The organism is Pseudomonas sp. PDM10, from assembly GCF_014852295.1.
In the GTDB taxonomy this organism is placed as follows: domain Bacteria; phylum Pseudomonadota; class Gammaproteobacteria; order Pseudomonadales; family Pseudomonadaceae; genus Aquipseudomonas.
Map to the genome: position 1 here is coordinate 392912 of NZ_JACVBJ010000003.1, position 25521 is coordinate 418432.

The window sequence follows — 25521 nt, forward strand, 5'->3', positions numbered from 1 at the left end:
GCGATTTTGATTCGCGATTTTGATCCTCGATCTTATTCGTTATAACTCCCTATATAGCCGATCGGTATTTATAGATTTATATAAATACCGGTAGGTTATATGTCATCCAGGCAAATAGTTATGAACTGTGCCATGGCACTTAAATTGCCTTAAAACATATGTGCCTTATTGTTACAGCGGTGCGTTCTATTAAGTAATTCTTCACCCGCGGGGAGCTGAACGCTAATCGCCATGAGCGCCATTGAATCTGCTTTTTTGAATCTGGCTTACCCTCCGCAGCTCGATCTGGGGCCGCAGCTCACGCACGAACAATTGCTCAGCTCAATGCAGTCGACGATGGCGCGCCACAAGGGCGGGCCGGTGTGGCTGTTCGCTTACGGTTCGCTGATCTGGCGTCCTGAATGTGCAGCGGTGGAGCGAGTGCGGGGTCGTGTGCATGGCTACCATCGCGGTTTGTATTTGTGGTCCCACGAACATCGCGGCACACCCGAAGTGCCTGGGCTGGTGTTCGGCCTGGATCGCGGTGGTTCTTGCAGCGGCTTCGCCTATCGCTTGCCTGAAGAACAACTTGAAGCCTCTCTTTACGCACTTTGGCAGCGCGAAATGCCATTCCCGTCCTATCGCCCACACTGGCTCAACTGCCGTCTTGAAGACGGAAGTCAGGTTCAGGCGTTGGGGTTTGTATTGGAGCGGCATCTGCCCAGCTATGCGGGCAACTTGCCGGATCACGTGCTGAGCCACGTGTTCGAAAACGCTTGCGGGCGTTACGGCACCACTCGCGATTATGTCGAGCAGACCGCCCACGCCCTGCGTAGCCACGCCATGCCAGACCGGAATCTGGAGGCGCGGCTCAAGCGCTGCAAATCAACGGCCGATCAGGCGATTGCTTCGCGGCTCTGACTGGCGACTTGTTTGTGCCACAGCGTCGGCGCCAGGAAGGCCATCGCCAGCAGGCACGCGCCGATCAGCAAGATGAAACCGCCATCCCAGCCGAAGTGGTCCACGGTGTAGCCCATCGCTGCACTGGCCGCGACCGAACCACCCAGATAACCGAACAGACCCGTGAAGCCCGCAGCCGTACCGGCGGCTTTCTTCGGTGCCAATTCCAGCGCTTGCAGGCCGATCAACATCACCGGGCCGTAGATCAGGAAGCCGATCGAGATGAGCGCGATCATGTCGACTGTCGGGTTGCCGGCCGGGTTGAGCCAATACACCAGGGTCGCAACAGTCACCAAAGCCATGAACACCATGCCGGTCAGGCCACGGTTGCCACGGAAGATCTTGTCCGACATCCAGCCACAGAGCAGCGTGCCCGGAATACCTGCCCATTCGTAGAAGAAGTAGGCCCACGAGGTCTTATCCACGGTGAAGCCCTTGGCTTCCTTGAGGTAGGTCGGTGCCCAGTCCAGCACGCCGTAGCGCAACAGGTAGACGAAGACGTTGGCCAGGGCGATGTACCAGAGCATTTTGTTGCGCAGCACGTATTTGACGAAGATTTCCTTGGCGCTGAATTCTTCTTCGTGGCTGGCGTCGTAGCCTTCCGGGTAGTCGTTCTTGTACTTTTCGATGGGCGGCAGGCCCACCGATTGCGGGGTGTCGCGCAGGGTGACGAAGGCAAACACCGCCACCGCCATGGCGACCGCCGCCGGCACGTAAAACGCTGCGTGCCAGTCATTGAACAAGCCCATGCCGAGCAGGAACAGCGGGCCGATCAGGCCGCCACCGACGTTATGCGCCACGTTCCACAAGGACACTACGCCACCGCGTTCCTTCTGCGACCACCAGTGCACCATCGTCCGCCCACTCGGTGGCCAGCCCATGCCCTGAGCCCAGCCATTGATAAAGAGCAGGATGAACATGATGGTCACGCTGGACGTCGCCCAGGGCGCGAAGCCGAAAATGAACATCACACCGGCCGACACCAGCAGGCCGAAGGGCAGGAAGAACCGCGGATTGGAGCGGTCGGACACGATGCCCATCAGGAACTTGGACAGGCCGTAGGCAATGGCGATGGCCGACAGCGCCAAGCCCAGTTCGCCGCGGGTATAACCCTCTTCGATCAGATAGGGCATGGCCAGGGAGAAGTTTTTGCGCAGCAGGTAATAGCCGGCGTAGCCGATAAAAATACCGGCGAAGATCTGCCAGCGAAGGCGCCGGTAGGTGTTGTCTATTTTTTCTTCAGGCAATGGAGCCTGATGTGCGGCAGGACGAAAGAAAGCAAACATTCAAGAGCTCCAGATTTCTTGTTTTGACTGCGGATGCGAATGTTACAGTTTCGTTACCGAAAATAGCACCGGTTCGCATTGGTCAAATAGCGGAAATGTTGGAGATTGCATGTTCTTTTATGAACATGTCGCTCAGGTATAACTGTAGGGCGTTGTAGGAAGCGTTACTTGCAGGTCTTCATGCCGCATTTCGCTCCAGGGTAGGACGAGGCTTTGGGAAATGTCCTTCGATTGGATGGGAAGTAAGCGGCCTGACAACTTGATGTTGAAGTCCAGACCGCTTCATTGGGCTCAGCGAACCTGAACCACCACTTTCCCAACCGCTTTGCGCTGGCCGAGATCATTGATTGCCTGTGCCGCATTGCTCAGTGGATACACCTGCGACACCAGCGGTTTCAACTTGCCCTCGGCAAACCAGCCAAACAATTGCTGGAAGTTCGCCGCGTTGTCTTGAGGCTGGCGCTGGGCGAACGAGCCCCAGAACACACCCACCACCGCTGCACCTTTGAGCAGTGCGAGGTTCACAGGGAGTTCGGGGATGCGTCCGCTGGCGAAGCCGACTACCAGGAGACGGCCGTTCCACGCGATGGCGCGGATGGCCTGGTCGAACAGATCGCCGCCGACCGGGTCGTAGATCACATCGGCGCCCTGGCCATCGGTCAGGCGCTTGATTTCGTCCTTGAGACTGGTTTCGCTGTAGTTGATCAACTCATCGGCACCGGCGGCTTTGGCCACTGCGAGTTTTTCGGCGCTGCTGGCGGCGGCGATCACCCGGGCACCCATGGCTTTGCCGATTTCTACAGCGGCCAGACCGACACCACCGGAAGCGCCGAGTACCAGCAAGATTTCACCCGGTTTCAGGTTGCCCCGTTGCTTGAGCGCGTGCATCGAAGTGCCGTAAGTCATGCTGAACGCGGCGGCGGTGTTGAAATCCATCGATGGCGGAATGGGCAGCACGTTGTAGCCCGGCACCGCGACCTGTTCGGCGAAACTGCCCCAGCCGGTCAGCGCCATGACCCGGTCGCCGACCTTGAGGTGGCTGACCTTTTCGCCTACTTCGCTGACTACGCCAGCCGCTTCGCCGCCCGGGGAAAACGGGAAGGGCGGCTTGAACTGATATTTGCCCTCGATGATCAGCGTGTCGGGGAAATTCACCCCGGCGGCGTGCACGTCCAGCAGGATTTCATTCTTCTTCGCGACAGGACTGGCGACGTCTTCCAGCACCAGCGATTCGGCAGGGCCGAAGGCTTTGCACAGCACGGCTTTCATCAGGGCTATTCCTTTGGGAGTGATGGCCGATAAGTGTAGGTGTGTGAGTCGATGGGTCAACGAGCATGCCCGGCCCTGATAGTCAGCCATAAGCTTGTGCTTGAGCGGCGGGTCGTTATGCTAGGCCGCAAACCGGATAAGGAGCGAATTGTGAAAGCGTGGATCATGTTGTTACTGGCCCTGTCTCTGCCTGTGGCAGCGATGGCCGAAGAAGCCAAAGAAGGTGCAGCGCCGAAGGTCAATTACATCACCCTGAGCCCGCCGTTCGTGGGCAACTACGGGCTGGACGGGACGCCGAAGCTCAAGGTCTACAAGGCCGATGTGGCGTTGCGAGTAACCGGTGATGAGGCGACCAAACTGGTGAAAGCCAATGAGCCGTTGATTCGTAATCAACTGGTGGCGTTGTTTGCCCAGCAGACCACTGAAGCGATGAACAACGTCGAGGCCAAGGAAAAGCTGCGTCAGGAAGCCCTTAAGCAGACCCAGCAAATCATGAACGACGAAACCGGCAGCCCGGTGGTTGAGGATCTGTTGTTCAACAACCTGATCATCCAGTAATGCTGGATCCGTAGGAGCAAAGCTTGCTCGCGATAGCGCCCCCCACAAGGACCGCCATCGCCGGCAAGCCGTGCTCCTGCATTCAGGACGCCAGACTCTTGCGAAACCGCATCAGCGCAATCGCAAAGAACAGCAGCCCAATGACCGTGAGCGCCAGTAAGTCCGGCCAGACCACGCTCAGCCCGGCGTCGCGAAACAATATCGCGGCGCTGAGGCTGACGAAGTGCGTCGATGGCGACCCCTGCATGACCCATTGCAGCCATTGCGGCATGCTGTCGAGTGGCGTACTGCCGCCAGAGAGCAGCAACATCGGGATAATTACCGGAATCGCCAACAAGCCGAACTGCGGTGTCGAGCGGGCGAGGGTCGCGAGGAATATTCCCAGGGCTGTGCTGGCGAACAGATAAACCGCAGTCACCAGCAAAAATAAGGTCATCGAGCCGGCCAGTGGCACGCCGAGCGCGCCTTTGACGATCACTTCCAGCGACAGCCAGGTGCACAGCACCACCACCAGCATGTTGCTCCAGATTTTCGCCAGCATGATTTCCAGCGCTGTCAGCGGCAACACTAGCAAATGGTCGAGGGTGCCGTGTTCGCGTTCGCGCAGCAGTGCCGTGCCGGTCAGGATGATGGCGAGGATGGTGATGTTGTTGACGATCTGAATGACGGCCAGAAACCAGCCGCCCTCCAGATTCGTATTGAACAGCGAGCGGGTGGTCAGCAGGACTGGCGCTTTACTCGCCACATCGCTCTGGCCGCTGTAATTCAACAATTCGCGCTGGAAAATCCGCCCTATGTAACCCGCGCCCATGAACGCCTGGCTCATGGCCGTGGCGTCGACATTCACTTGCATGGCAGGCTGGCGACCAGCCAACAAATCCGTCTGAAAGTTCGCCGGCACATTGATCACAAACGTGTACTGGCCGCTGTCCATGACCTGATCGAGTTGCCCATAAGGCAGCAAGACCGGGCGTTGAAACTCCGGCGGTTGCAGCGCCTGCGCCAGTTGTCGCGACACTAGGCTGTGATCTTCGTCCACGATAGCCACGCTGGCGTTATGCACGCCGATCACCGAACCGGCAGCCGGCATATAGATCGCCACCGTGAAGGCGTAGAAGAGGAACAGCAGCAGGACGCTGTCGTGCCGCAGGCTGGTGAGTTCCTTGAGACCCAGGCGCAGGATGTGCGCGAGCTTGTGCATCAGGCCTCCTGCTTTTTCAGCATGACCAGGCTGAGCCCGGTGAACCCGAGAAAGAACCCGAACAGCGCCAGACATTGTGGCCAAAGCTGCCGTATATCCAGGGCCTTGGTGAAAGTGCCTACCGCGATATCGAGAAAGTGACCCGCGGGGAACAGCATGCCCATCACGGATGCCGCACCCTCCAGGGACGAGCGCGGCACGATCAGCCCGGAAAACTGGATGGTCGGCAAGCTGGTGATGATCATGGTGCCGAGGATGGCTGCGATCTGGGTTCGGGTGAACGCCGAGATCAACAGGCCCATGCTGGTAGTTGCCAGCACATAAAGCAGTCCACCAAAGGTCAGGGTCAGGAAGCTGCCCTTGAACGGCACACCGAACAGCCACCGGTTCATCGCGGCTAGCACCGCGAGGTTGATCAGGCTGATTGCCAGATACGGTGCCTGTTTGCCCAGCAGGAATTCGAGTCGTGTCAGCGGCGTGGCGTAGAAGTTGGTGATCGAACCCAGTTCTTTCTCCCGTACGATGCCCAGCGCTGTCAGCATTGCCGGGATGAACGCCAGGATCAGCGCCATGACGCCGGGGCCGATGGCGTTGACGCTGACAACGTCCTGGTTGTAGCGGAAGCGGGTTTCCAGTCGGGCGGCTGCTTGGCGGTTCAGCGCGGGGCTGCTCTGTTCGGCCAGTTGTTCAATATTGGCCAGGTGCACGGCCTCGACGTAGTTGCGGCTGGTCTCGGCGCGAAACGGCATGCCACCATCGAGCCAGGCAGCCACGGCCGGTTGACGCCCGGCGTACAAGTCCCGGCCAAAACCCGGCGCAATCTCAAGTGCCAGTTTGATTTCAGAGCGCTGAAGGCGGCGATGCAGCTCTTTGGCATCGCGGATAGAGGGTTGTTCGTCGAAGTACCGAGAACCGCGAAAGGCTTCCAGATACGCGCGGCTCTGTGGCGTCTGGTCCTGATCGTAGACGGCGAAGGCGAGTTTCTCTACGTCCAGGGAAATGCCGTAGCCGAAGATCACCATCATGAAAATCGCCCCGAGCAGGGCAAAGGCCATCCGCACTTTGTCGCGCAGCAGTTCCTTGCCCTCACGATTCGCCACCGCCATCAGGCGGCCGAGACTGAAGCCGCGATCTTTCTTGGGCATGGCCGGCATGACGGGCGCATTCGCAGGCTCTGGAGGTTTCGGTGGTTCAGGGGTGTCCTGGGCTTGCTCCAGGCAAGTGACAAATGCAGCTTCCAGTGTTTCGCCCTTGAACTGTTGTTGCAGTGCTGGCGGTGTATCGCAAGCCAGTACCTTACCGGCGTGCATCAACGAGATGCGATCGCAACGTTGGGCTTCGTTCATGAAATGGGTGGAGAGGAAGATGGTCACACCTTGTTCACGGGACAACTCGATCAGCAGTCGCCAAAAGTCGTCCCGCGCCGCCGGGTCGACGCCGGAAGTCGGTTCGTCGAGGATCAATACTTCCGGGCGATGCAACACCGCCACCGCCAGGGACAGGCGTTGGCGCAAGCCCAAAGGCAGCGCCCCGGACTGCTGATCGCAAACGCTGCCCAGATTGAAGCGCTGGATCAGCTCATCGATGCGTTGTGTGCTTTGGGTTGTGGGCAAATCGAACAGGCGCGCGTGCAAGTCCAGGTTCTGCCGCACGCTGAGTTCGCCATACAGCGAAAAGCTCTGGGACATGAACCCGACCCGTTTGCGGGTGGCCAGGTCCTTGGCATTCACCGGGTTACCTAGCAGCGTGGCACTGCCTTCACTGGCGGGTATCAGCCCAGTGAGCACTTTCATCGTGGTGGTTTTGCCGCAGCCGTTGGAACCGAGGAAGCCAAAGATTTCGCCACGACCGATGGCAAAACTGACCTTGTCTACAGCAGTGAAGTCGCCGAAGCGCAGGGTCAGATCGTGGGCTTCGATAGCGATATCGGTGGTGGTGCCGGTTCGAGGCGGGATCATCAGAGGCTGATTGTCGTGGCTGCTGTCGCCCTGATAGTGGGTGAAGGCTTCGTCGAGTTTGCCGCTGGTTGTGACTGCCCGTAATTCCTTGCTTAACCCGGTGGCAATCAGCTTGCCGCCATCGAGCATCAGGCAATGCTCGAACTGCTCGGCCTCCTCCATATACGCGGTGGCAACCAGCAGTGTCAGTTGTGGACGCTGGCGCCGCACATCGTCAATCAGTTCCCAGAAATGCCGACGGGACAGGGGATCGACGCCGGTTGTCGGTTCATCGAGGATCAGCAGATCCGGCTCATGGATCAACGCACAGCACAGGCCCAGCTTCTGCTTCATGCCGCCGGACAGTTTGCCGGCCGGGCGGTCGGCAAAGCGCAACAGGTCGGTAGCCAGTAACAGATTGTGCATGCGCTGATCGCATTCAGCTTTTGACAGGCCGAACAGGGTGGCGAAAAAGTGGATGTTTTCGCTGATCGACAACTCGGGGTAAAGGTTGCCCCCCAGGCCTTGGGGCATGAAAGCGATGCGCGCGTAGAGGGTGTTGCGATGGCGGCGATCCTGGATCGAGCCGCCGAGCACCTCCAGCTGGCCTTGCTGCAGCGTTTTTACCCCGGCGATCAGCCCCAGCAGGCTCGATTTGCCAGCGCCATCGGGGCCGATCAACCCGCAACGGGTTCCGGCGGGCAGGCTGAACGTGATGTCACTTAGCGCCTGTTGTTTGCCGTAGCGATGATTGATGCCGGTCGCTTGAACCGCCTGGCCGGTCATTGCAGATTGGCCGGCCAGGCAACGGAAGTGGTGCGCACATAGCCGGCGCCGGGCATGCCGGGTTTGGCCTGCGGCATGGCACTGGGGTCCGTCAGGTGTAGCTTGACGCGGAACACCAGTTTTTGCCGCTCATCGCGGGTCTCGACTTCTTTGGGGGTGAATTGCGACTTGGCTGCCACAAAGCTGATTTTCGCCGGCAGTGGGCGGTCGGGCAGGGCATCGAGCAAAATCCGCGCTTCATCGCCCACCGCCAGGCGTCCAGTCACGGAGGCCGGGAGGTAGAGGTTCATGTATTGATCGTTCGGGTCGATCAGCAGTAATACGCGTCCGCCAGCACCCAATACTTCACCGGGTTCGGCCATGCGCAGCTGGATCACTCCGTCGATAGGCGCTCGCAAACTGCTGTCGTCGATTTCGCTGGTCAACATCGCGACTTGGGCTTGTGCCGCACCAATCGCCGCGCCAACGGCCGATACCTGGGCCCGAGACGCGGCGACCGAAGCGACGCCGGTGTCGAGGCGCGCCTGCTGTTGATCGATAATCTGGCCACTGACGAAACCGTGTTTGAACAGTTCCTGAGAACGCTTGAGTTCCTGCTGGGCCAGCAGTTGCTCGCTCTGGCGCAATTGCACGTTGGCTTGTGCTGCGTTGAGGTTTTCCCGGGCGCGCAACACTTCAGCTTCAGCCTGGTTGCGTTGGGCTTCAAGGGTGCGGGTGTCCATGCGGGCCAGCAATTGGCCCTTGGTGACCTTGTCGCCTTCATCGACAAGCACCTCTGCCAGTCGCCCCGATGTCTTGCTGGCGATCTGCACTTCGGTGGCTTCGAGACGGCCGTTGCCGACATACAAACCTTCGGGCAACCGGTCATGCATCGACTTCCAGTAGCCAAAACCACCGGCGGCCAGCAGCAGTACCATTAAAGCGCTGGCGAAAAAAATCGAAGAGCGACTGTGCGTAGACATGCGGGCATCCTGCGGCTGTTGCGTCCTAGTCTGGTTGATCGAGCGCCGAGGCGCGTTGATACCAGTCAACTGTGGGCCAAGCCTAACCCTGTTCGGCGCAGAAAAGAGGGTGACCGGGTGGTTCTGCTGTATTTAACGTAAATCGAGCACCGCCGCCCATTGCTCGGCCGTCACCGGCATCACCGACAGTCGCGAGCCTTTCTGCACCAGCGGCATCTCGGCCAGCGCTGTTTGTTGTTTCAGGTAATCGAGTTTCAGGACTTTCGTGAACGTTTCGACGTGGGCCACATCGATCGCGCTCCAGGCGTTTTTCTCTGCCGTGGCCTTGGGATCGTAGTAAGGGCTCTCCGGCTCCAGCGCTGTCGGGTCCGGATACGCGGCTTCGACGATCTTCCCGATCCCGGCGATCCCCGGTTCGGGGCAGCTGGAGTGATAGAAGAAAAACTCGTCGCCCACCGCCATGGCCCGCAGAAAATTACGTGCCTGGTAGTTGCGAACCCCGTCCCAGCGCGCCTTGCCAAACGTCTCCAGGCCCTTGATCGAGAGTTCGTCGGGCTCGGATTTCATTAGCCAATAAGCCATGGTTTTTGCTCCTTGCGAAGTGGGTGGGCAAGTTGTCAGGGAATTTTATGACAAACCGACGGTCGGTTGACGCCAGCGTTTGCGTGTCGGTTCACGTTGTCGCAAAATGCCGGCCTTCTAAGCTTGACGCTGCTGCACGGCCTACACCTACAACGGAAACCGCTGCTGTCATCGTGTTGATGTGCCTTTGGGGGGCAATCGATGAAACGCAAACCGGATTTACTATGGATTTTGGTTATTTTGTTCGGCCTCGGCGTCGTGACCACTGGCTATGCCCAAAGCCTGTGGAGCAACAAGACCGACGCTCCGATCGAAATCGCGCAGCAACAACAGCCATCGGCCTTCAAACGCTGAAACTGTCTTCGGACGCCGCTGATTCCAGTGGCGTCTAGCCGGCGAAATACCACGCCTTGTCTGTCACCGTTCCCTGTAACGGCACATCCCAGCTCGCTTGAGCCAATCGTTCGACCTTCTGACATTCATGGGCCAGCCCCAATAGCGTCGGCTTGCGCCAGTTTTTGCGCCGCGCCAGGTACGCCAGGCTCCGGTCGTAGAAACCACCGCCCATCCCAAGACGTCCGCCGACATCGTCAAACCCCACCAGCGGCAGCAACACCAGATCCAGCGCCCAGACTTTGCGTTGCCGGGCGAGGTTGTGCATGGGTTCGAGAATACGAAACCGGTTGGGTTTCAGCTTCTCGCCGGGGCGAATTCGCTGGAACACCATTTTGGTTCGTGGCCAGGCGCTGAGCACCGGCAGATAAGTTGCCTTGCCCCGGCGTTGAGCGGCACGCAGCAAAACACGCGGGTCGATTTCACCGTCGGTGGGCAGATACAGGGAAATATGTTTTGCGCGGCGAAACAGCGGTTGCTGGGCCAATTGCTTGTACAGCCCGCGAGCGGCCTGGCGTTGCTGACTGGGCGTCAGTGCGCGGCGGGCCTTGCGCAGCATGCGTCGAAGTTGCGGGCGGGGCAGCAGCGCAGGTTCGGTCATGGATTCGGGCTTCAGAAGGGTAAGTACATAAAGCGTACCCGTAAAAAAGCCGATGCCGGTATTTAAACCGGCATCGGACTGGAATCAGGCTCCCCGGATGAACCGCTGCTGACTTAGCCCTTGAACCCGAAAGTTCAAGGTGGAAGATGCAGTAGGCTTTAAGGCTTTCCGTCTAGCGGACATGCACACCAGCCCAACGTGCAACTTCCAGGGTAGTGCGAATCGGCTCAGGGACGTGGTCAACTGGCAAGCACCCCAGGGAGTGATGCGAGTATACCCCAAGCGGTTTCGCGTTTCAGCCCTTGGTGACGTCCGGATCGGTTGCGAGCACCAGATCGACGCGATCCAGCAGGTCGCGAACCTGCTCACGGGTCGAGCCGCTGGCCTGTACATCCGGGCGTTCTTCCTTGTGCAGGAGATCGTGGGTGATGTTCAGGGCGGCCATCACGGCGATGCGATCGGCGCCGATGACTTTGCCGCTGCTGCGGATTTCGCGCATTTTGCCGTCCAGGTAACGGGCGGCGCTCACCAGGTTGCTGCGCTCTTCCTGGGGGCAGATGATCGAATATTCTTTATCGAGGATCTGCACGGTAACGCTATTGCTTGAACTCATGAGTCTTGCTCCAGGGCCTTGAGGCGCGAAATCATTGATTCGACCTTACGCCGGGCGATTTCGTTCTTTTCAATGAGGTGAGCGCGTTCCTCGCGCCAGGTCTTTTCCTGAGCTAATAGGAGTCCGTTTTGACTCTTTAGTTGCTCGACGCGGGTAATTAGCAGTTCGAGTCTGGCCATCAGCGCTTGCAGGTCGGTGTCTTCCATTGTGTCCACTGAAAATGTGTCAGATGGGTGGTAGCTGGCGGACAGCCTTTAATAGTCTTGGCGAGTCTGTCGATGTAGGATACAGGCCTTCATTCTAGACATAGCGCCGTCTGGCGCCTAGCTGCCCATGCCCATTCAGAATTCCCCGTACCAAGCCTTCGCCAAACTGCTGACTTCCAGCGGTCATAACGTCTCGCCTGCCGAACTGCATGGCCTGTTGCTCGGCCGCAGTTGCGCCGGAGCCGGTTTCGATGCCGAAGGCTGGCTGATCGATGCCGCCGAGCTGCTCGAAAGCGAGCCGCAGGATAATGTCCGCAACGCCTTGATCGGCTTGCAGGAGATGGTCAAGGGCGAGCTCACCGGCGACGACGTGACCGTCGTTCTGCTGCTGCCGACCGATGACGAACCACTGGCCGACCGCGCCGCTGCACTGGGCCAATGGTGCCAGGGTTTCCTCAGCGGTTTCGGCCTGAACTGCCGTGACAGCAGCATGCTGAGCACCGAGGCCACCGAAGTGCTTCAGGACCTGGCGGCTATTTCGCAGGTGCAAGACGCCTTGGAAGAGTCCGACGACGGCGAAAGCGATTACATGGAAGTGATGGAGTACCTGCGCGTCGCGCCGCTGCTGCTGTTCACCGAAAACAAAAAGCCGGACGCGCCGGCTGCCGCCAAACCGTCGTTGCATTAATCGCGTGAAAGGGAAAGCCATCTGCCCATGATTCATATCCCGAAATCGGAATACAGCCGTCGCCGCAAGGCCCTGATGGCGCAGATGGAACCCAACAGCATCGCCATCCTGCCCGCCGCCGCCGTTGCGATCCGCAACCGCGACGTCGAGCACGTCTACCGTCAGGACAGCGACTTCCAGTACCTCAGCGGTTTTCCCGAACCTCAAGCGGTCATCGTTTTGATGCCGGGGCGTCTGCATGGCGAATACATACTGTTCTGCCGTGAACGCAATGCCGAACGGGAGTTGTGGGACGGCCTGCGCGCCGGGCAGGAAGGCGCGATTCGCGACTTTGGCGCCGACGACGCCTTCCCCATCACTGACATCGACGACATCCTGCCGGGCCTGATCGAAGGTCGCGACCGGGTGTATTCGGCCATGGGCAGCAACCCGGAATTCGACCGGCACCTGATGGACTGGATCAACGTGATCCGCTCTAAAGCGCACCTCGGCGCCCAGCCGCCTAACGAATTCGTTGCCCTGGATCATCTGCTTCACGACATGCGCCTGTATAAATCGGCGGCAGAAGTGAAGGTGATGCGCGAAGCCGCACGGATTTCCGCACAGGCACACATCCGCGCGATGCAGGCCAGTCGTGTGGGGCTGCATGAGTTCAGCCTCGAAGCCGAACTCGACTACGAATTCCGCAAGGGCGGGGCGAAAATGCCGGCCTACGGTTCGATCGTCGCCGCTGGGCGCAACAGCTGCATCCTGCATTACCAGCAGAATGACGCGGTGCTCAAGGACGGCGATCTGGTGTTGATCGATGCCGGTTGCGAGATCGACTGCTACGCCAGCGACATCACCCGCACCTGGCCGGTCAACGGCAAGTATTCAGCGGAACAGAAGGCAATCTACGAATTGGTGCTGGCGTCGCAAGAAGCTGCGTTTGCGGAAATCGCCCCGGACAAACACTGGAATCAGGCCCACGAAGCCACAGTCCGGGTGATTACTGCCGGTCTGGTGAAGTTGGGCCTGTTGCAGGGCGACGTCGACGAGTTGATCGCCAGCGAAGCCTATAAAGCGTTCTACATGCACCGCGCCGGCCACTGGCTGGGCATGGATGTACATGACGTTGGCGAATACAAGGTCGGCGGCGAATGGCGTGTATTGGAAGTCGGCATGGCGCTGACCGTGGAACCGGGCATCTACATTGCCCCGGGCAACCAGAACGTAGCGAAGAAATGGCGCGGCATTGGCGTGCGCGTCGAGGACGACGTAGTGGTCACCAAAAGCGGCTGTGAAATCCTGACCAAAGGCGTGCCGAAAACGGTCGCCGAGATCGAGGCCTTGATGGCCGCCGCTCGGACACAAGCGGCATGAGTCGAGTCAATCTGGCAATCATCGGTGGTGGTCTGGTCGGCGCCAGCCTGGCGTTGGCGTTGCAGGCCGGGGCCAAGGCTCGTGGCTGGAAGATCGTGCTGATCGAGCCGTTTGCCCCCGGCGATACTTATCAACCGAGCTATGACGCCCGTTCCTCGGCGTTGTCCTACGGTGCCAAGCAGATTTATCAACGCCTGGGCGTGTGGCAGGAAATCTCCCGCCGCGCCGAGCCGATCAAACAGATTCATGTCTCCGACCGTGGACGCTTCTCCACCGCGCGATTGTCGGCGATGGAAGAGGGCGTTCCGGCGCTGGGTTATGTGGTGGAAAACGCCTGGCTCGGCCAATGCCTCTGGCAGGGGCTGGACAAGGACGTGATCAGCTGGCGTTGCCCGGCGGAAGTCACGCGCATGGAGCCGCTGATCGATGGCTATCGCCTGACCCTCAACGACGAAACCACGCTGGAATGCGAGCTTGCGGTGCTGGCTGATGGCGGCCGTTCCGGCCTGCGCGAGCAACTGGGGATCGGCATCAAAAAGCGCCCGTATAACCAGAGCGCGTTGATCGCCAACATCACGCCGAGTGAAGCGCACAACGGCATGGCCTTCGAGCGTTTCACCGATGACGGGCCGATGGCCTTGTTGCCGTTGCCGGAAAACCGCTGCGCACTGGTCTGGACCCGATTGGGCATGGACGCGCAACGGCTGGCGGCCCTCGATGAAAAGAGCTTTCTCAGCGAGTTGCAAGGCGTGTTCGGTTATCGCCTCGGCACTTTGAAGCAGGTTGGCGCGCGGCATTTGTACCCGCTGACATTGATCGAGGCCGAGGAGCAGGTGCGTCCGCACCTGGCGATTCTCGGCAATGCTGCCCACAGCCTGCACCCGATTGCCGGGCAAGGTTTCAACCTGTCCTTGCGTGATGCTCAAGCGCTGGCCGATGCATTGCTGGCCAGCGAAACATCTCCCGGAGACTTTGCGACCTTGCAGGCCTACCGCGAGCGTCAGCGTCTGGATCAGAACCTGACCGTGGGTTTCTCCGATCAGGTCACCCGTTTGTTCGGTAGTACTCAACCCTTGGTTTCCCTGGGCCGCAACATCGGTCTGCTCGGGCTGGACCTGTTGCCGCCGGCCAAACGCTGGTTCGCGCGACAGGCCATGGGTTTGGGTACGCGTCCCGATGCTTAAGTGGCTGGCCAACACGTTCGGCAGCTTCTACCTGCCGAACCTCGGCGCCGGCACTTTGGTTAAATCCCTTTATAGGCGGCTCAAGCCGCAAGCGAGACAGGCTTAAAGCATGGAAATGCGCGCAGATCTGCTGATTGTCGGGGCCGGAATGGTCGGCAGCGCCCTGGCGCTGGCGTTGCAGGACAGCGGGCTGGAAGTCCTGCTGCTGGACGGCAGCCCCATGAGCGTCAAACCCTTCGATGCTCAGGCTTCGTTCGAGCCGCGAGTGAGCGCCTTATCGATTGCCAGCCAGCGGATTCTTGATCGTCTGGGCGTCTGGGACGGCATCGCCAAACGGCGCAGCAGCCCCTACACCGACATGCAGGTCTGGGACGGCAGCGGCACCGGGCAAATCCATTTTTCGGCAGCCAGTGTGCATGCCGACGTGCTGGGGCATATCGTCGAGAACCGCGTGGTTCAGGACGCCTTGCTCGACCGCTTGCACGATTGCGATCTCGGCATGTTGGCCAACGCGCGCCTGGAGCAAATGCGTCGTTCCGGCGATGACTGGCTGCTGACCCTGGCCGATGGCCGCACCTTGCGCGCACCTTTGGTGATCGCAGCGGATGGCGCCAATTCCGCCGTTCGGCGTCTGACCGGCATGGCGACGCGCGAGTGGGACTACCTGCACCACGCGATTGTCACCAGCGTGCGCAGCGCCAAACCTCATCAACTGACCGCGTGGCAGCGCTTCACCGACAACGGTCCGCTGGCGTTTTTGCCGCTGGAGCGTGACGGTCAGCAGGATTGGTGTTCGATCGTCTGGTCGACCACCCCGAGCGAAGCCGAGCACCTGATGGCGCTGGATGACGACGATTTCTGCAAAGAGCTGGAGCGGGCCTTCGAAGGCCGACTCGGCAAGGTGCTCAGCGCCGACCCGCGTCTGTGCGTACCGCTGCGCCAGCGTCATGCCAAGCGCTATGTAGCTGAAGGTTTAGCGTTGATCGGTGATGCGGCGCACACCATTCACCCCTTGGCCGGGCAGGGCGTGAACCTTGGTTTTCTCGATGCCGCCGTGCTGGCCGAAGTGCTGTTGCAAGCGGCCACGCGTGGCGAACGTCTGGCGGATGTGAAAGTGCTCAGCCGTTACGAACGTCGGCGCATGCCCCACAACCTGGCGTTGATGGCGGCGATGGAAGGCTTCGAGCGCCTGTTCCAGGCTGATCCGTTGCCGATTCGCTGGTTGCGCAATGCCGGGTTGAAGATGGTCGACCAAATGCCCGAAGCCAAGGCGCTGTTCGTGCGTGAGGCGCTGGGGTTGACCGGGGATCTGCCGGCGTTGGCCAAAGCCTGAATATTCACTGCGTCTGATGGCCCCATCGCGAGCAGGCTCGCTCCCACAGGGGGTTTGTGAACACTGAAGATCTCTGTGGGAGCGAGCCTGCTCGCGATGGGGCCGGAACATTCACCGCAAATTTCCAGCTGTGCAACATCTGGTAACTCCTCCACAAACAGTTCGATTGAGAAGCTAAATGTGAGTCCATATCATTTGGCTTCAATTTTCCAATCGAGAGATCGCTCCCATGTTGGCACCGAAGCGTCTACTGACCGCGCTCGCCCTGACCCTGATTGGCAGCACCGCTGCCCAGGCCGCTGACGAGGTGGTGGTTTACTCCTCGCGTATCGACGAGCTGATCAAACCGGTCTTCGATGCCTACACCGCGAAAACCGGCGTGCAGGTGAAATTCATCACCGACAAGGAAGCGCCGCTGATGCAGCGGATCAAGGCCGAGGGCGAGAACGCCACCGCGGACCTGCTGCTGACCGTCGATGCCGGCAACCTCTGGCAGGCCGAGCAAATGGGCATCCTGCAACCGTTTACGTCCAAGGTGATCGACGCCAACATCCCGTTGCAATACCGCTCATCCGCCCATGCCTGGACAGGCCTGAGCCTGCGGGCGAGGACCATCGCTTACTCCACCGATCGGGTGAAACCCGGTGAGTTGACCACCTACGAAGGTCTGGCCGACAAGAACTGGGAAGGCCGCCTGTGCCTGCGTACGGCGAAGAAGGTCTACAACCAGTCCCTGACCGCCACCATGATCGAAGTCCATGGCGCCGAAAAAACCGAGAAGATTCTCAAGGGCTGGGTGAATAACCTGTCCACCGATGTGTTCTCGGATGACATCGCGGTGCTGGAGGCCATCAACGCGGGTCAATGCGACGTCGGCATCGTCAACACGTACTACTACGGTCGTCTGCACAAGCAGAAGCCTGATCTGGCCGTGAAGCTGTTCTGGCCAAACCAGGGTGACCGTGGCGTGCACGTGAACCTGTCGGGCATCGGCCTGACCAAACACGCCCCGCACCCGGAAGCGGCCAAGGCCTTGGTGGAGTGGATGACCACGCCTGAAGCACAGAAGATCTTTGCTGACGTGAACCAGGAATTCCCGGCCAACCCTGCGGTTCAGCCTTCTGCAGAAGTGGCGAGTTGGGGCAAGTTTGTGGCTGATACCTTGCCTGTGGAAATTGCCGGCAAGCGTCAGGCTGAAGCGATTCGCATGATGGATCGGGCTGGCTGGAACTGAGTCTGTCGGTCTTCTTTCGTTAGCTTCAAGATCCACCCCTCACCCCAACCCTCTCCCCACGGGGGAGAGGGGAAAGGGAGCCGATCTTTATGCTTTTCAAATCCTGAGTTCGACTTTGAAATTTCAGGTCGCAGGATTTCAACCAAACGCCGCGGTCAGTCCCCTCGCCCCTTTGGGGCGGTCCGACGTTTCGGGAGGGTTAGAAGGAGCCGATTTTGACCCAGACACCAAACTAACCGTCTCAGAGACCTCAACGTGGCCCACCCCGCCCAACGCCGCTGGTACCCCCTGGTCTTCGCCATCGCTGCGCTGGTCCTGTTGCCCCTCAGCGTTTTGCTGTTGTCATGGCAAACCATCGATCATCAAATCTGGTCCCACCTCTGGGATACCCAGATGCCGCGCCTGCTGGGCAATACCCTGACCCTGGTACTCGGTGTCGGTATCGGCGTGACGCTCTTGGGCGTTAGCCTGGCCTGGCTCACCAGTCTCTGCGAATTCCCCGGTCGGCGTTGGCTGGACTGGGCGCTGATGCTGCCATTCGCCATTCCCGCCTATGTGCTGGCATTCGTCTTCGTCGGCCTGTTGGACTTTGCCGGCCCCGTGCAAACCCTGTTGCGCGAATGGTTCGGCTCGGGCTTGAGGTTGCCGCGCGTGCGCTCCACCGGCGGCGTGATTCTGGTGCTGGTGCTGGTCTTCTATCCCTACGTTTATCTGTTGGCGCGAACCGCGTTCCTGGCTCAGGGCAAAGGCTTGATGGAGGCGGCGCGAGTCCTGGGGCAATCCCCGTGGCAAGCGTTCTGGCGAGTCGCTTTGCCCATGGCGCGCCCGGCCATCGGCGCTGGCGTGGCGCTGGCGTTGATGGAAACCCTGGCGGATTTCGGTGCGGTGTCGGTGTTCAACTTCGACACGTTCACGACCGCCATCTACAAGACCTGGTACGGATTTTTCAGCCTTTCCACCGCCGCGCAACTGGCCAGCCTGTTGCTGCTGGTGGTGATGGTCGTGCTGTACGGCGAGCGCCGTGCTCGCGGGGCCAACCGGGCGAGTAACGAACGACCACGGGTCAAGGCGCTGTATCACCTGCGCGGTTTCAAGGCGCTGGCGGCCATGAGTTGGTGCGGTCTGATATTCGCCTGCGCTTTCGTCATTCCAGTGCTTCAACTGGTGGCGTGGTTCTGGCAGCGCGGGCGCTTTGACCTGGATGAGCGTTACGCGGGGCTGATCGTCCATACGTTGTACCTGGGCGGCATGGCGGCGCTGATTACCGTCAGTGTTGCTTTAGTGCTGGCGTTTGCCCGGCGTCTGGCCCCGACCCGCGCGATCCGCTCCGGCATCAGCCTGGCCAATCTCGGCTACGCCTTGCCAGGCTCGGTGCTGGCGGTGTCGATCATGCTGGCGTTCAGTTACCTGGACCGCGAACTGGTGATCCCGTTGTCGGGTTGGCTGGGGGGCGCCGGCAAGCCATTGCTGCTGGGCAGCCTGTCGGCGTTGTTGCTGGCCTATCTGGTGCGTTTCATCGCGGTGGCTTATGGGCCGCTGGAAAGCAGTCTGGCGCGAATACGGCCATCTTTGCCCGAAGCGGCACGTAGCCTTGGCGTCAGTGGGCCACGACTGTTTTTCAAAGTGTATCTGCCGTTATTGCTGCCAGGAACGTTGAGCGCCGCGTTGCTGGTGTTCGTCGATGTGCTCAAGGAAATGCCCGCGACCCTTCTGATGCGCCCGTTTGGCTGGGACACGCTGGCGGTGCGGATCTTCGAAATGACCAGCGAAGGCGAGTGGGCGAGGGCCTCGCTGCCGGCACTGACCCTGGTTTTGGTCGGGCTGTTACCGGTCATCGGATTGATTCGACGTTCAGCGCATCGAAACGCCTAGGTGCCAGTCCTACACCTTGAGGCTACAATGCGCGGCATTCGGTGCGGTCCGTCCTACGGACCAGGTAGCTGAAATCGGCTGAAAGCCTTCTATTTCAAGGCTTTCACTCCGTGCAGCACCGGCCCGCACCTTCGCCACGCCCGGAAGGAGAAACCCATGGGACTGCGCACGCCTCTGTATGACCTTCATCTCGCCCTCGGCGCGAAGATGGTCGATTTTGGCGGTTGGGATATGCCATTGCATTACGGCTCGCAGGTCGAGGAACACCATCAGGTGCGCCGCGATTGCGGGGTTTTCGATGTATCCCACATGACCGTGATCGATGTCAGCGGCCCTCAGGCCAAGGCTTGGCTTCAGCATTTGCTGGCCAATGACGTCGAACGTCTGCACAGCCCTGGCCGTGCCTTGTACAGCACTATGCTCAACGAGCGCGGCGGCATCGTCGACGACATGATCGTCTACCGTCTCGAGGAGGGTTATCGGCTGGTGGTCAACGCCTCCACCCGCAATCAGGACCTCGCCTGGATGCAGGCTCACCTCGAAGGTTTCAAGGTGCAGCTCAACGAGCGCTCCGAGTTGGCGATGCTGGCCATTCAAGGTCCCCACGCCCGGCACAAAATCTCCGAACTGGTGACCCAGTCCCGCGGCAACCTGATTCAGATGCTCAAGCCCTTCGAAGGCCAGGCCGACGGTGACTGGTTTATCGCACGCACGGGTTACACCGGCGAAGATGGCCTGGAAATCGTTCTGCCAGCCAATCAAGCGCCAGGATTCTTCAACGATCTGGTGGGCGCGGGCATCTCACCGATCGGCCTCGGGGCGCGCGATACGCTGCGGGTCGAAGCCGGTATGAACCTCTACGGCCAGGACATTCATCAAGACGTTTCACCACTGGCTTCCAACATGGCCTGGAGCATTGCGTGGGAACCGGCCACTCGCCAGTTCATCGGGCGCAGCGCTCTTGAAGCCGAGCGGGCGGGTGGCGTGCAGCACAAACTGGTCGGTCTGGTCCTTGAGGAGCGTGGGGTTTTGCGCGCTCATCAAGTTGTCCGCATCGCCAATGTTGGCGAAGGGGAGATCACCAGTGGTAGTTTCTCTCCTACGCTTAGCAAGTCGATTGCACTGGCGCGCGTGCCGATGGCGACAGCCGACCGCGCAGAAGTGGAAATCCGTGGCAAGTGGTACCCGGTCCGAGTGGTCAAACCGACCTTCGTACGCCATGGCAAAACCTTGATCTAACCTTTTTTGGCGGGCAACGACCGCTGACAATTCTCTTGAGGACACAGAACATGAGCGATATTCCTGCCGACCTGCGTTTTGCCGAAAGTCACGAGTGGGCCCGTCTCGAAGCCGATGGCAGCGTTACCGTGGGCATCAGCGATCACGCTCAGGAAGCCTTGGGCGACGTGGTGTTCGTTGAGCTGACCGAAGTCGGAACAGTCTTCGCTGCCGGTGATCAGTCCGGTGTGGTGGAGTCGGTTAAAGCCGCTTCGGACATCTACTCCCCGGTGGCCGGTGAAGTGATTGCGATCAACGAAGAACTGAGCGCCAACCCTGAGCTGCTCAACTCCGACCCGTACGGTGCCTGGATCTTCAAGCTCAAGCCAAGCAACGCGGCTGACCTGGACAAGCTGCTGGACGCCGCCGGCTATAAAGCCGCCATCGGCGAATAATCGTCGCCTTGCGAAATCCATGTGGGAGCGAGCCTGCTCGCGAAAGCGGTGTGTCAGCAAACAGTTATGCCAACTGACACTCCCACTTCGCGAGCAGGCTCGCTCCCACAGGGTCTATGGATTTAGCACTGACTTCACCGCTGCGACTGACCGCTCAACATCCGCTTTAGTCATGGCGGTGAACATCGGCAGTGAAACGATCAGGCGACCGACCCGCTCGGCGACCGGGAACATGCCCTCCTTGAACCCGCGTTCGCGGTAAAGACTCAGCAGGTGAATCGGTGGGTAGTGATAACCGATGCCGATACCTAACGCCTGCATCTGTTCCATGAAGGTAGCCCGTGCCGGTTGGCCATCCCTGCGCTCAGGCAGCACCAGCTGAAACAAATGCCAGTTGCTGTTCTCGAAATCCGCCGGGGGCAGTTGAGCCCCATACAACGCTTCGAAATCCTCGCCAAAACAAGCGAAATAGTGCCTGGCCAGTTCACGGCGATGGGTTGTGATTGCTTCGATGTGAGCAAATTGCCCAAGGCCGATGGCCGCTGCAACGTCGGTCATGTTGAACTTGCCGCCCAGCACATCGACATCCAGACCATCGAAGCCGCTACGGGTGACGCCCTGTAGACGGTACTTTTGCGCCAGTTGCACTTCCTCATCATTGTTCAATACCAGGCAACCGCCCTCTGACGAGGTGACGTTTTTGTTTGCCTGGAAACTGAAGGACACGAAATCGCCGGTCGAGCCAATGCGCTGGCCGTTCCAGCTCGAACCCAAGGCTTGCGCGGCGTCTTCGACAATCCGCAATCCGTGTTTTTTGGCGATCGCATACAACCGGCTCATGTCCACCGGCAAACCGGCGAGGTACACAGGAATGATCGCTTTGGTGCGCGGGGTGATTGCCGCTTCCAGCTGATCCAGATCGAGGTTGCGGGTGATCGGGTCAATGTCGGCAAACACCGGCGTAGCGCCGACTTCGAGAATGACGTTGGCGGTGGCCACCCAGGAAATCGGTGTGGTGATCACTTCATCGCCCGGCCCGATACCGGCAATGCGCAAGGCGATCTCCATGGTGCAGGTGCCGGAATTGAAGGTGCGCACCGGGCGCCCACCGAAATACTCCGAGAGTTGTTGTTCAAAGGCCTGAACCTTGGGGCCGCTGGTAATCCAGCCCGAGCGCAATACGTCACCCACAGCGGCAATCGTGGCTTCGTCGATGGTGGGTTTGGAGAATGGCAGGAAAGGCAGTTGGCTCATAAATACAGTCACCTGATCAGCGGACATTGGGCAGATGCCGAGCATTCTGATCCGCAATGATCGTTGGCGCCAATCCATCCGCTCGGGTATCGACTGCTATGCTGGTTTGACCGTGTTGCATCGACGTTGAGCGCCAGTCAAGAGAGAGCCCGTCATGTCCCAGTTGCCGTCCTTGAGCCAGTTACGCGACCCTAATGCCTTCCTTCGCCGCCACCTCGGGCCCGATGCCGCCGAACAACAGGCGATGCTCGACAGCCTCGGCCTCGGCAGCCGGGTCGAGTTGATCGAGCAGACGGTGCCGCCAGGAATCCGCCTGAACAGGCCGCTCGACCTGCCACCCGCCCTCGACGAAGAAGCCGCGCTGGCCAAACTGCGTGGTTACGCCGAGCAAAACCAGGTCTGGACCAGCCTGATCGGCATGGGCTACCACGGCACCCTCACGCCAGCCGTCATTGTGCGCAACGTGCTGGAAAATCCCGGTTGGTACACCGCGTACACACCCTATCAACCAGAGATCGCCCAAGGGCGGCTCGAAGCGCTGCTGAACTTCCAGCAATTGACCATCGACCTCACCGGCCTGGAGCTTGCCAACGCCTCACTGCTGGACGAAGCCACGGCGGCGGCGGAAGCCATGGCACTGGCCAAGCGTGTCGCCAAGTCCAGAAGCAATCTGTTCTTCGTCGACGAAAACTGTCATCCGCAGACCATTTCCGTGGTGCAGACCCGAGCAGAAGGGTTCGGCTTCGAGCTGATCATCGATTCTGTGGATAACTTGAAACAGCACCAGGTGTTCGGCGCGCTCCTGCAATATCCCGACACCCACGGCGAGATCCGCGATCTTCGTCCCTTGATCGATCATCTGCATGCGCAGCAAGCCTTGGCGTGTGTCGCCACCGATCTGCTGAGTCTGCTGTTGCTGACGCCGCCGGGGGAGTTGGGTGCCGACGTGGTGTTCGGTTCATCCCAGCGTTTCGGCGTGCCCATGGGTTACGGCGGCCCTCACGCGGCGTTTTTTGCCAGTCGCGATGAATACAAACGGGCGATTCCCGGGAGGATCATCGGCGTGTCGAAAGATGCTCGCGGCAACGTCGCCCTGCGCATGGCCCTGCAAACCCGCGAGCAACATATCCGCCGGGAAAAGGCTAACTCGAACATTTGCACCGCGCAGGTGCTGCTGGCCAACATTGCCAGTTTCTATGCGGTCTACCACGGTCCGGAAGGGCTCAAACGTATTGCCCAACGCGTCCATCGGCTGACCAGCATCCTCGCCGCTGGCCTGGAGCGCCACGGCATCACCCGCCTCAACACACACTTTTTCGATACCCTGACGCTGGAAGTCGGTGGTACTCAGACGGCAATCATCGAAAGTGCCCAGGCCGCGCAGATCAATTTGCGCATTCTCGGGCGTGGGCAGTTGGGGTTGAGCCTCGACGAAACCTCTGACGAATCCACCGTCGCGAAGTTGTTTGATGTGTTCCTCGGTTCCGATCATGGGCTTAACGTCGACGAACTGGACGCTGAAGCTCTTGTTTCCGGCATTCCCGCAGGTCTGCTGCGTACCTCGTCTTACCTGCGTCACCCGGTGTTTAGCGCCCATCACAGTGAAACCGAGATGCTGCGCTACCTCAAGCAACTGGAGAACAAGGACCTGGCGCTCAACCAATCGATGATCCCGCTGGGCTCCTGCACCATGAAGCTCAACGCCACCAGCGAGATGATCCCGATCACGTGGCCGCAGTTCGCCAACCTGCACCCGTTCGTGCCGAAAGAGCAGGCGGTGGGTTATTCGCTGATGATCGAAGAATTGGAGCGTTGGCTCTGCGCTATTACCGGTTTCGACGCGATCTGCATGCAACCCAACTCGGGCGCCCAAGGTGAGTACGCCGGGTTGCTGGCGATCCGCAAATATCACGAGAGTCGACATGAGGGCGCGCGGGATATCTGCCTGATTCCGTCCTCGGCCCATGGCACCAACCCGGCTTCGGCGCAGATGGCCGGCATGCGCGTGGTGATCGTCGAATGCGACGAGGCGGGCAACGTTGATCTGGATGACCTCAAAGGCAAGGCCGCAGAGGCCGCAGATAAACTCGCCTGCCTGATGGCGACGTATCCTTCGACCCACGGTGTATACGAGGAAGGCATCAGCGAAATCTGTGAAGTTATCCACAGCCACGGTGGCCAGGTTTATATGGATGGCGCCAATCTCAACGCTCAGGTCGGACTGGCGCGCCCGGCGGACATTGGCGCCGACGTGTCCCACATGAACCTGCACAAGACTTTCTGCATCCCCCATGGTGGCGGCGGGCCGGGCATGGGGCCGATTGGTGTGCGCGCGCATCTGGCGCCGTTCGTGGCCAACCATCCGGTGGTGCCGATTGACGGGCCGCTGGCGCAAAACGGCGCAATCAGTGCGGCGCCTTGGGGCAGCGCGAGCATCCTGCCGATCAGCTGGATGTACATCGCGATGATGGGGCCGCAATTGGCGGATGCCAGTGAGGTGGCGATCCTCGCCGCGAATTACCTGGCGCAGCACTTGTCCGGGGCGTTCCCAGTGCTCTACACCGGGCGCAACGAGCGGGTGGCTCACGAATGCATTCTTGACCTGCGGCCACTCAAGACGCTGACCGGGATCAGCGAGGAGGACGTCGCCAAGCGGTTGATGGACTATGGCTTCCATGCGCCGACCATGTCGTTTCCGGTGCCGGGAACGTTGATGGTGGAGCCCACCGAAAGTGAATCGAAGGCAGAGCTGGACCGGTTTATCGGGGCGATGCTGAGTATCCGCGCGGAAATCACCGAGGTGCAGAACGGCAACTGGCCGGCCGATGACAACCCGCTGAAACGTTCACCGCATACCCTGGCGGACATCACCGGGGTTTGGGAGCGGTCCTATAGCATCGCGCAGGCGGTGACGCCGGATGCTCACACCAAGGCGCACAAGTACTGGCCGGTGGTGAACCGGGTGGATAACGTTTACGGCGACCGCAATTTGTTCTGTGCCTGCGTGCCGGTAGACGATTACCGCTGATCTCGCAGGAGATACAAATCCACTGTGGGAGCGAGCCTGCTCGCGATAGCGGTGTGACAGTCATGGATGATTTCGACTGATCCACCGCTATCGCGAGCAGGCTCGCTCCCCCAGGGTTTTGTATCAGGCATAAAAAATGCCGCTCATGGGAGCGGCATTTTTGTTCAGCAATAAATCTTAATTCGAAGCGACGGCATTCTTCGCCAGAATCGCGTTCGCCAGTTCCATGTCCGTGGCCTGCAGGCCTGGGTTGTCGGCACGGACTTTCTGCATCGCGGCCTCCAGGTATGGACCGCGGATGCCGCCGTCACTGGCGACAAAGCTGCCAGCATCGTCCTGGGCGGCAACGATCAGCTTGTTATCCTTGAAGGTCAGGTAGGTCGAACCGGTGGTCGCACCGGATGAGATGACGTTACGCCAAAAGCTATCAGCCATCGCCGAACCGACAGGAAGGGACAACAAGGCGATGGTAGCGACAGCAAGTTTGAGACGCATATTGGGTGACTCCACTGGGTTAACTGCGGCGTTGGATTACAAATCCCCCAATCGAGTTCCGTAAC

General features: G+C 59.9%; 23 protein-coding genes and 1 other RNA gene. 12 read left to right on the plus strand and 12 right to left on the minus strand.

Annotation, left to right across the window (positions count from 1 at the left end):
- Positions 1-231: 231 nt before the first annotated feature.
- The gene (locus IB252_RS12915; protein ID WP_111448350.1) at positions 232-900 is read left to right on the plus strand and encodes a gamma-glutamylcyclotransferase; all 669 of its coding nucleotides are present in this window, start codon (positions 232-234) and stop codon (positions 898-900) included.
- On the opposite strand, the gene glpT is transcribed toward IB252_RS12915, so the two are convergent.
- Positions 876-2225, minus strand: coding sequence for a glycerol-3-phosphate transporter (gene glpT / locus IB252_RS12920; protein ID WP_192408995.1), 1350 nt, complete (start codon positions 2223-2225; stop codon positions 876-878). The genes IB252_RS12915 and glpT overlap by 25 nt on opposite strands.
- Positions 2226-2516: 291 nt before the next feature.
- On the minus strand, positions 2517-3494 hold the full coding sequence (locus IB252_RS12925; protein ID WP_192408997.1) for an NADPH:quinone oxidoreductase family protein: 978 nt from the start codon (positions 3492-3494) through the stop codon (positions 2517-2519).
- A gap of 150 nt (positions 3495-3644) precedes the next feature.
- Between IB252_RS12925 and IB252_RS12930 the strand changes: the two genes are divergently transcribed.
- Positions 3645-4052 carry a flagellar basal body-associated protein FliL gene (locus IB252_RS12930; protein ID WP_111448353.1) on the plus strand — a complete coding sequence of 136 codons (408 nt, stop codon included), beginning with the start codon at positions 3645-3647 and terminating at the stop codon, positions 4050-4052.
- Positions 4053-4134: 82 nt separating this feature from the next.
- On the opposite strand, the gene IB252_RS12935 is transcribed toward IB252_RS12930, so the two are convergent.
- The 4 genes from IB252_RS12935 to IB252_RS12950 form a co-directional block, all read right to left on the minus strand.
- Positions 4135-5253: an ABC transporter permease gene (locus IB252_RS12935; RefSeq protein ID WP_111448354.1), complete on the minus strand. Its 1119-nt coding sequence runs from the start codon at positions 5251-5253 to the stop codon at positions 4135-4137.
- Positions 5253-7976: a ribosome-associated ATPase/putative transporter RbbA gene (rbbA, locus tag IB252_RS12940; RefSeq protein ID WP_192408999.1), complete on the minus strand. Its 2724-nt coding sequence runs from the start codon at positions 7974-7976 to the stop codon at positions 5253-5255. The genes IB252_RS12935 and rbbA overlap by 1 nt, the downstream gene beginning before the upstream one ends.
- A complete protein-coding gene (locus IB252_RS12945) occupies positions 7973-8938 on the minus strand; it encodes an HlyD family secretion protein (RefSeq protein WP_192409001.1) in 966 nt (321 codons plus the stop codon). Before IB252_RS12945 ends, rbbA begins: the two co-directional genes overlap by 4 nt.
- 132 nt (positions 8939-9070) lie before the next feature.
- Entirely contained in the window at positions 9071-9520 is a 450-nt protein-coding gene (locus tag IB252_RS12950; protein ID WP_192409003.1) for an EVE domain-containing protein, read from the minus strand.
- 201 nt (positions 9521-9721) lie between these two features.
- Between IB252_RS12950 and IB252_RS12955 the strand changes: the two genes are divergently transcribed.
- Positions 9722-9874 carry a hypothetical protein gene (locus IB252_RS12955; protein WP_008024268.1) on the plus strand — a complete coding sequence of 51 codons (153 nt, stop codon included), beginning with the start codon at positions 9722-9724 and terminating at the stop codon, positions 9872-9874.
- A gap of 34 nt (positions 9875-9908) precedes the next feature.
- On the opposite strand, the gene IB252_RS12960 is transcribed toward IB252_RS12955, so the two are convergent.
- From IB252_RS12960 to IB252_RS12975, 4 genes are all read right to left on the minus strand, one after another.
- A complete protein-coding gene (locus IB252_RS12960; protein WP_111448358.1) occupies positions 9909-10514 on the minus strand; it encodes a 5-formyltetrahydrofolate cyclo-ligase in 606 nt (201 codons plus the stop codon).
- Positions 10515-10600: 86 nt separating this feature from the next.
- Positions 10601-10779, minus strand: a non-coding RNA gene (ssrS, locus tag IB252_RS12965) — 6S RNA.
- Between the two features lie 30 nt (positions 10780-10809).
- The gene (locus tag IB252_RS12970; protein ID WP_007942435.1) at positions 10810-11127 is read right to left on the minus strand and encodes a cell division protein ZapA; all 318 of its coding nucleotides are present in this window, start codon (positions 11125-11127) and stop codon (positions 10810-10812) included.
- Positions 11124-11333, minus strand: coding sequence for a TIGR02449 family protein (locus IB252_RS12975; protein ID WP_007982902.1), 210 nt, complete (start codon positions 11331-11333; stop codon positions 11124-11126). The genes IB252_RS12970 and IB252_RS12975 overlap by 4 nt, the downstream gene beginning before the upstream one ends.
- Positions 11334-11460: 127 nt before the next feature.
- Here IB252_RS12975 and IB252_RS12980 point away from each other — a divergent pair, with 127 nt between their 5' ends.
- The 8 genes from IB252_RS12980 to gcvH all read left to right on the plus strand — a co-directional run bounded on the left by IB252_RS12980 (position 11461) and on the right by gcvH (position 20679).
- Positions 11461-12021, plus strand: coding sequence for a YecA family protein (locus IB252_RS12980; RefSeq protein ID WP_008150369.1), 561 nt, complete (start codon positions 11461-11463; stop codon positions 12019-12021).
- A gap of 27 nt (positions 12022-12048) precedes the next feature.
- Positions 12049-13383 carry a Xaa-Pro aminopeptidase gene (gene pepP, locus IB252_RS12985; RefSeq protein ID WP_192409005.1) on the plus strand — a complete coding sequence of 445 codons (1335 nt, stop codon included), beginning with the start codon at positions 12049-12051 and terminating at the stop codon, positions 13381-13383.
- Positions 13380-14567: a 2-octaprenyl-6-methoxyphenyl hydroxylase gene (ubiH, locus tag IB252_RS12990; RefSeq protein WP_008150378.1), complete on the plus strand. Its 1188-nt coding sequence runs from the start codon at positions 13380-13382 to the stop codon at positions 14565-14567. Before pepP ends, ubiH begins: the two co-directional genes overlap by 4 nt.
- A gap of 115 nt (positions 14568-14682) precedes the next feature.
- Positions 14683-15900 carry a 2-octaprenyl-3-methyl-6-methoxy-1,4-benzoquinol hydroxylase gene (locus tag IB252_RS12995; protein ID WP_192409299.1) on the plus strand — a complete coding sequence of 406 codons (1218 nt, stop codon included), beginning with the start codon at positions 14683-14685 and terminating at the stop codon, positions 15898-15900.
- A 229-nt stretch (positions 15901-16129) separates the two neighbouring features.
- On the plus strand, positions 16130-17134 hold the full coding sequence (locus tag IB252_RS13000) for an extracellular solute-binding protein (protein WP_192409007.1): 1005 nt from the start codon (positions 16130-16132) through the stop codon (positions 17132-17134).
- 255 nt (positions 17135-17389) lie between these two features.
- Entirely contained in the window at positions 17390-19006 is a 1617-nt protein-coding gene (locus IB252_RS13005; protein WP_192409009.1) for an ABC transporter permease, read from the plus strand.
- A 156-nt stretch (positions 19007-19162) separates the two neighbouring features.
- Entirely contained in the window at positions 19163-20245 is a 1083-nt protein-coding gene (gene gcvT, locus IB252_RS13010; protein WP_192409011.1) for a glycine cleavage system aminomethyltransferase GcvT, read from the plus strand.
- Positions 20246-20295: 50 nt separating this feature from the next.
- Entirely contained in the window at positions 20296-20679 is a 384-nt protein-coding gene (gene gcvH / locus IB252_RS13015; RefSeq protein WP_111448365.1) for a glycine cleavage system protein GcvH, read from the plus strand.
- A gap of 114 nt (positions 20680-20793) precedes the next feature.
- Here gcvH and IB252_RS13020 read toward each other — a convergent pair whose 3' ends face one another.
- The gene (locus IB252_RS13020) at positions 20794-21933 is read right to left on the minus strand and encodes a DegT/DnrJ/EryC1/StrS family aminotransferase (protein WP_192409013.1); all 1140 of its coding nucleotides are present in this window, start codon (positions 21931-21933) and stop codon (positions 20794-20796) included.
- Positions 21934-22087: 154 nt separating this feature from the next.
- Here IB252_RS13020 and gcvP point away from each other — a divergent pair, with 154 nt between their 5' ends.
- A complete protein-coding gene (gene gcvP, locus IB252_RS13025) occupies positions 22088-24961 on the plus strand; it encodes an aminomethyl-transferring glycine dehydrogenase (RefSeq protein WP_192409015.1) in 2874 nt (957 codons plus the stop codon).
- Positions 24962-25138: 177 nt separating this feature from the next.
- Here gcvP and IB252_RS13030 read toward each other — a convergent pair whose 3' ends face one another.
- The gene (locus tag IB252_RS13030) at positions 25139-25456 is read right to left on the minus strand and encodes a DUF2388 domain-containing protein (protein ID WP_111448368.1); all 318 of its coding nucleotides are present in this window, start codon (positions 25454-25456) and stop codon (positions 25139-25141) included.
- Positions 25457-25521: the final 65 nt, after the last annotated feature.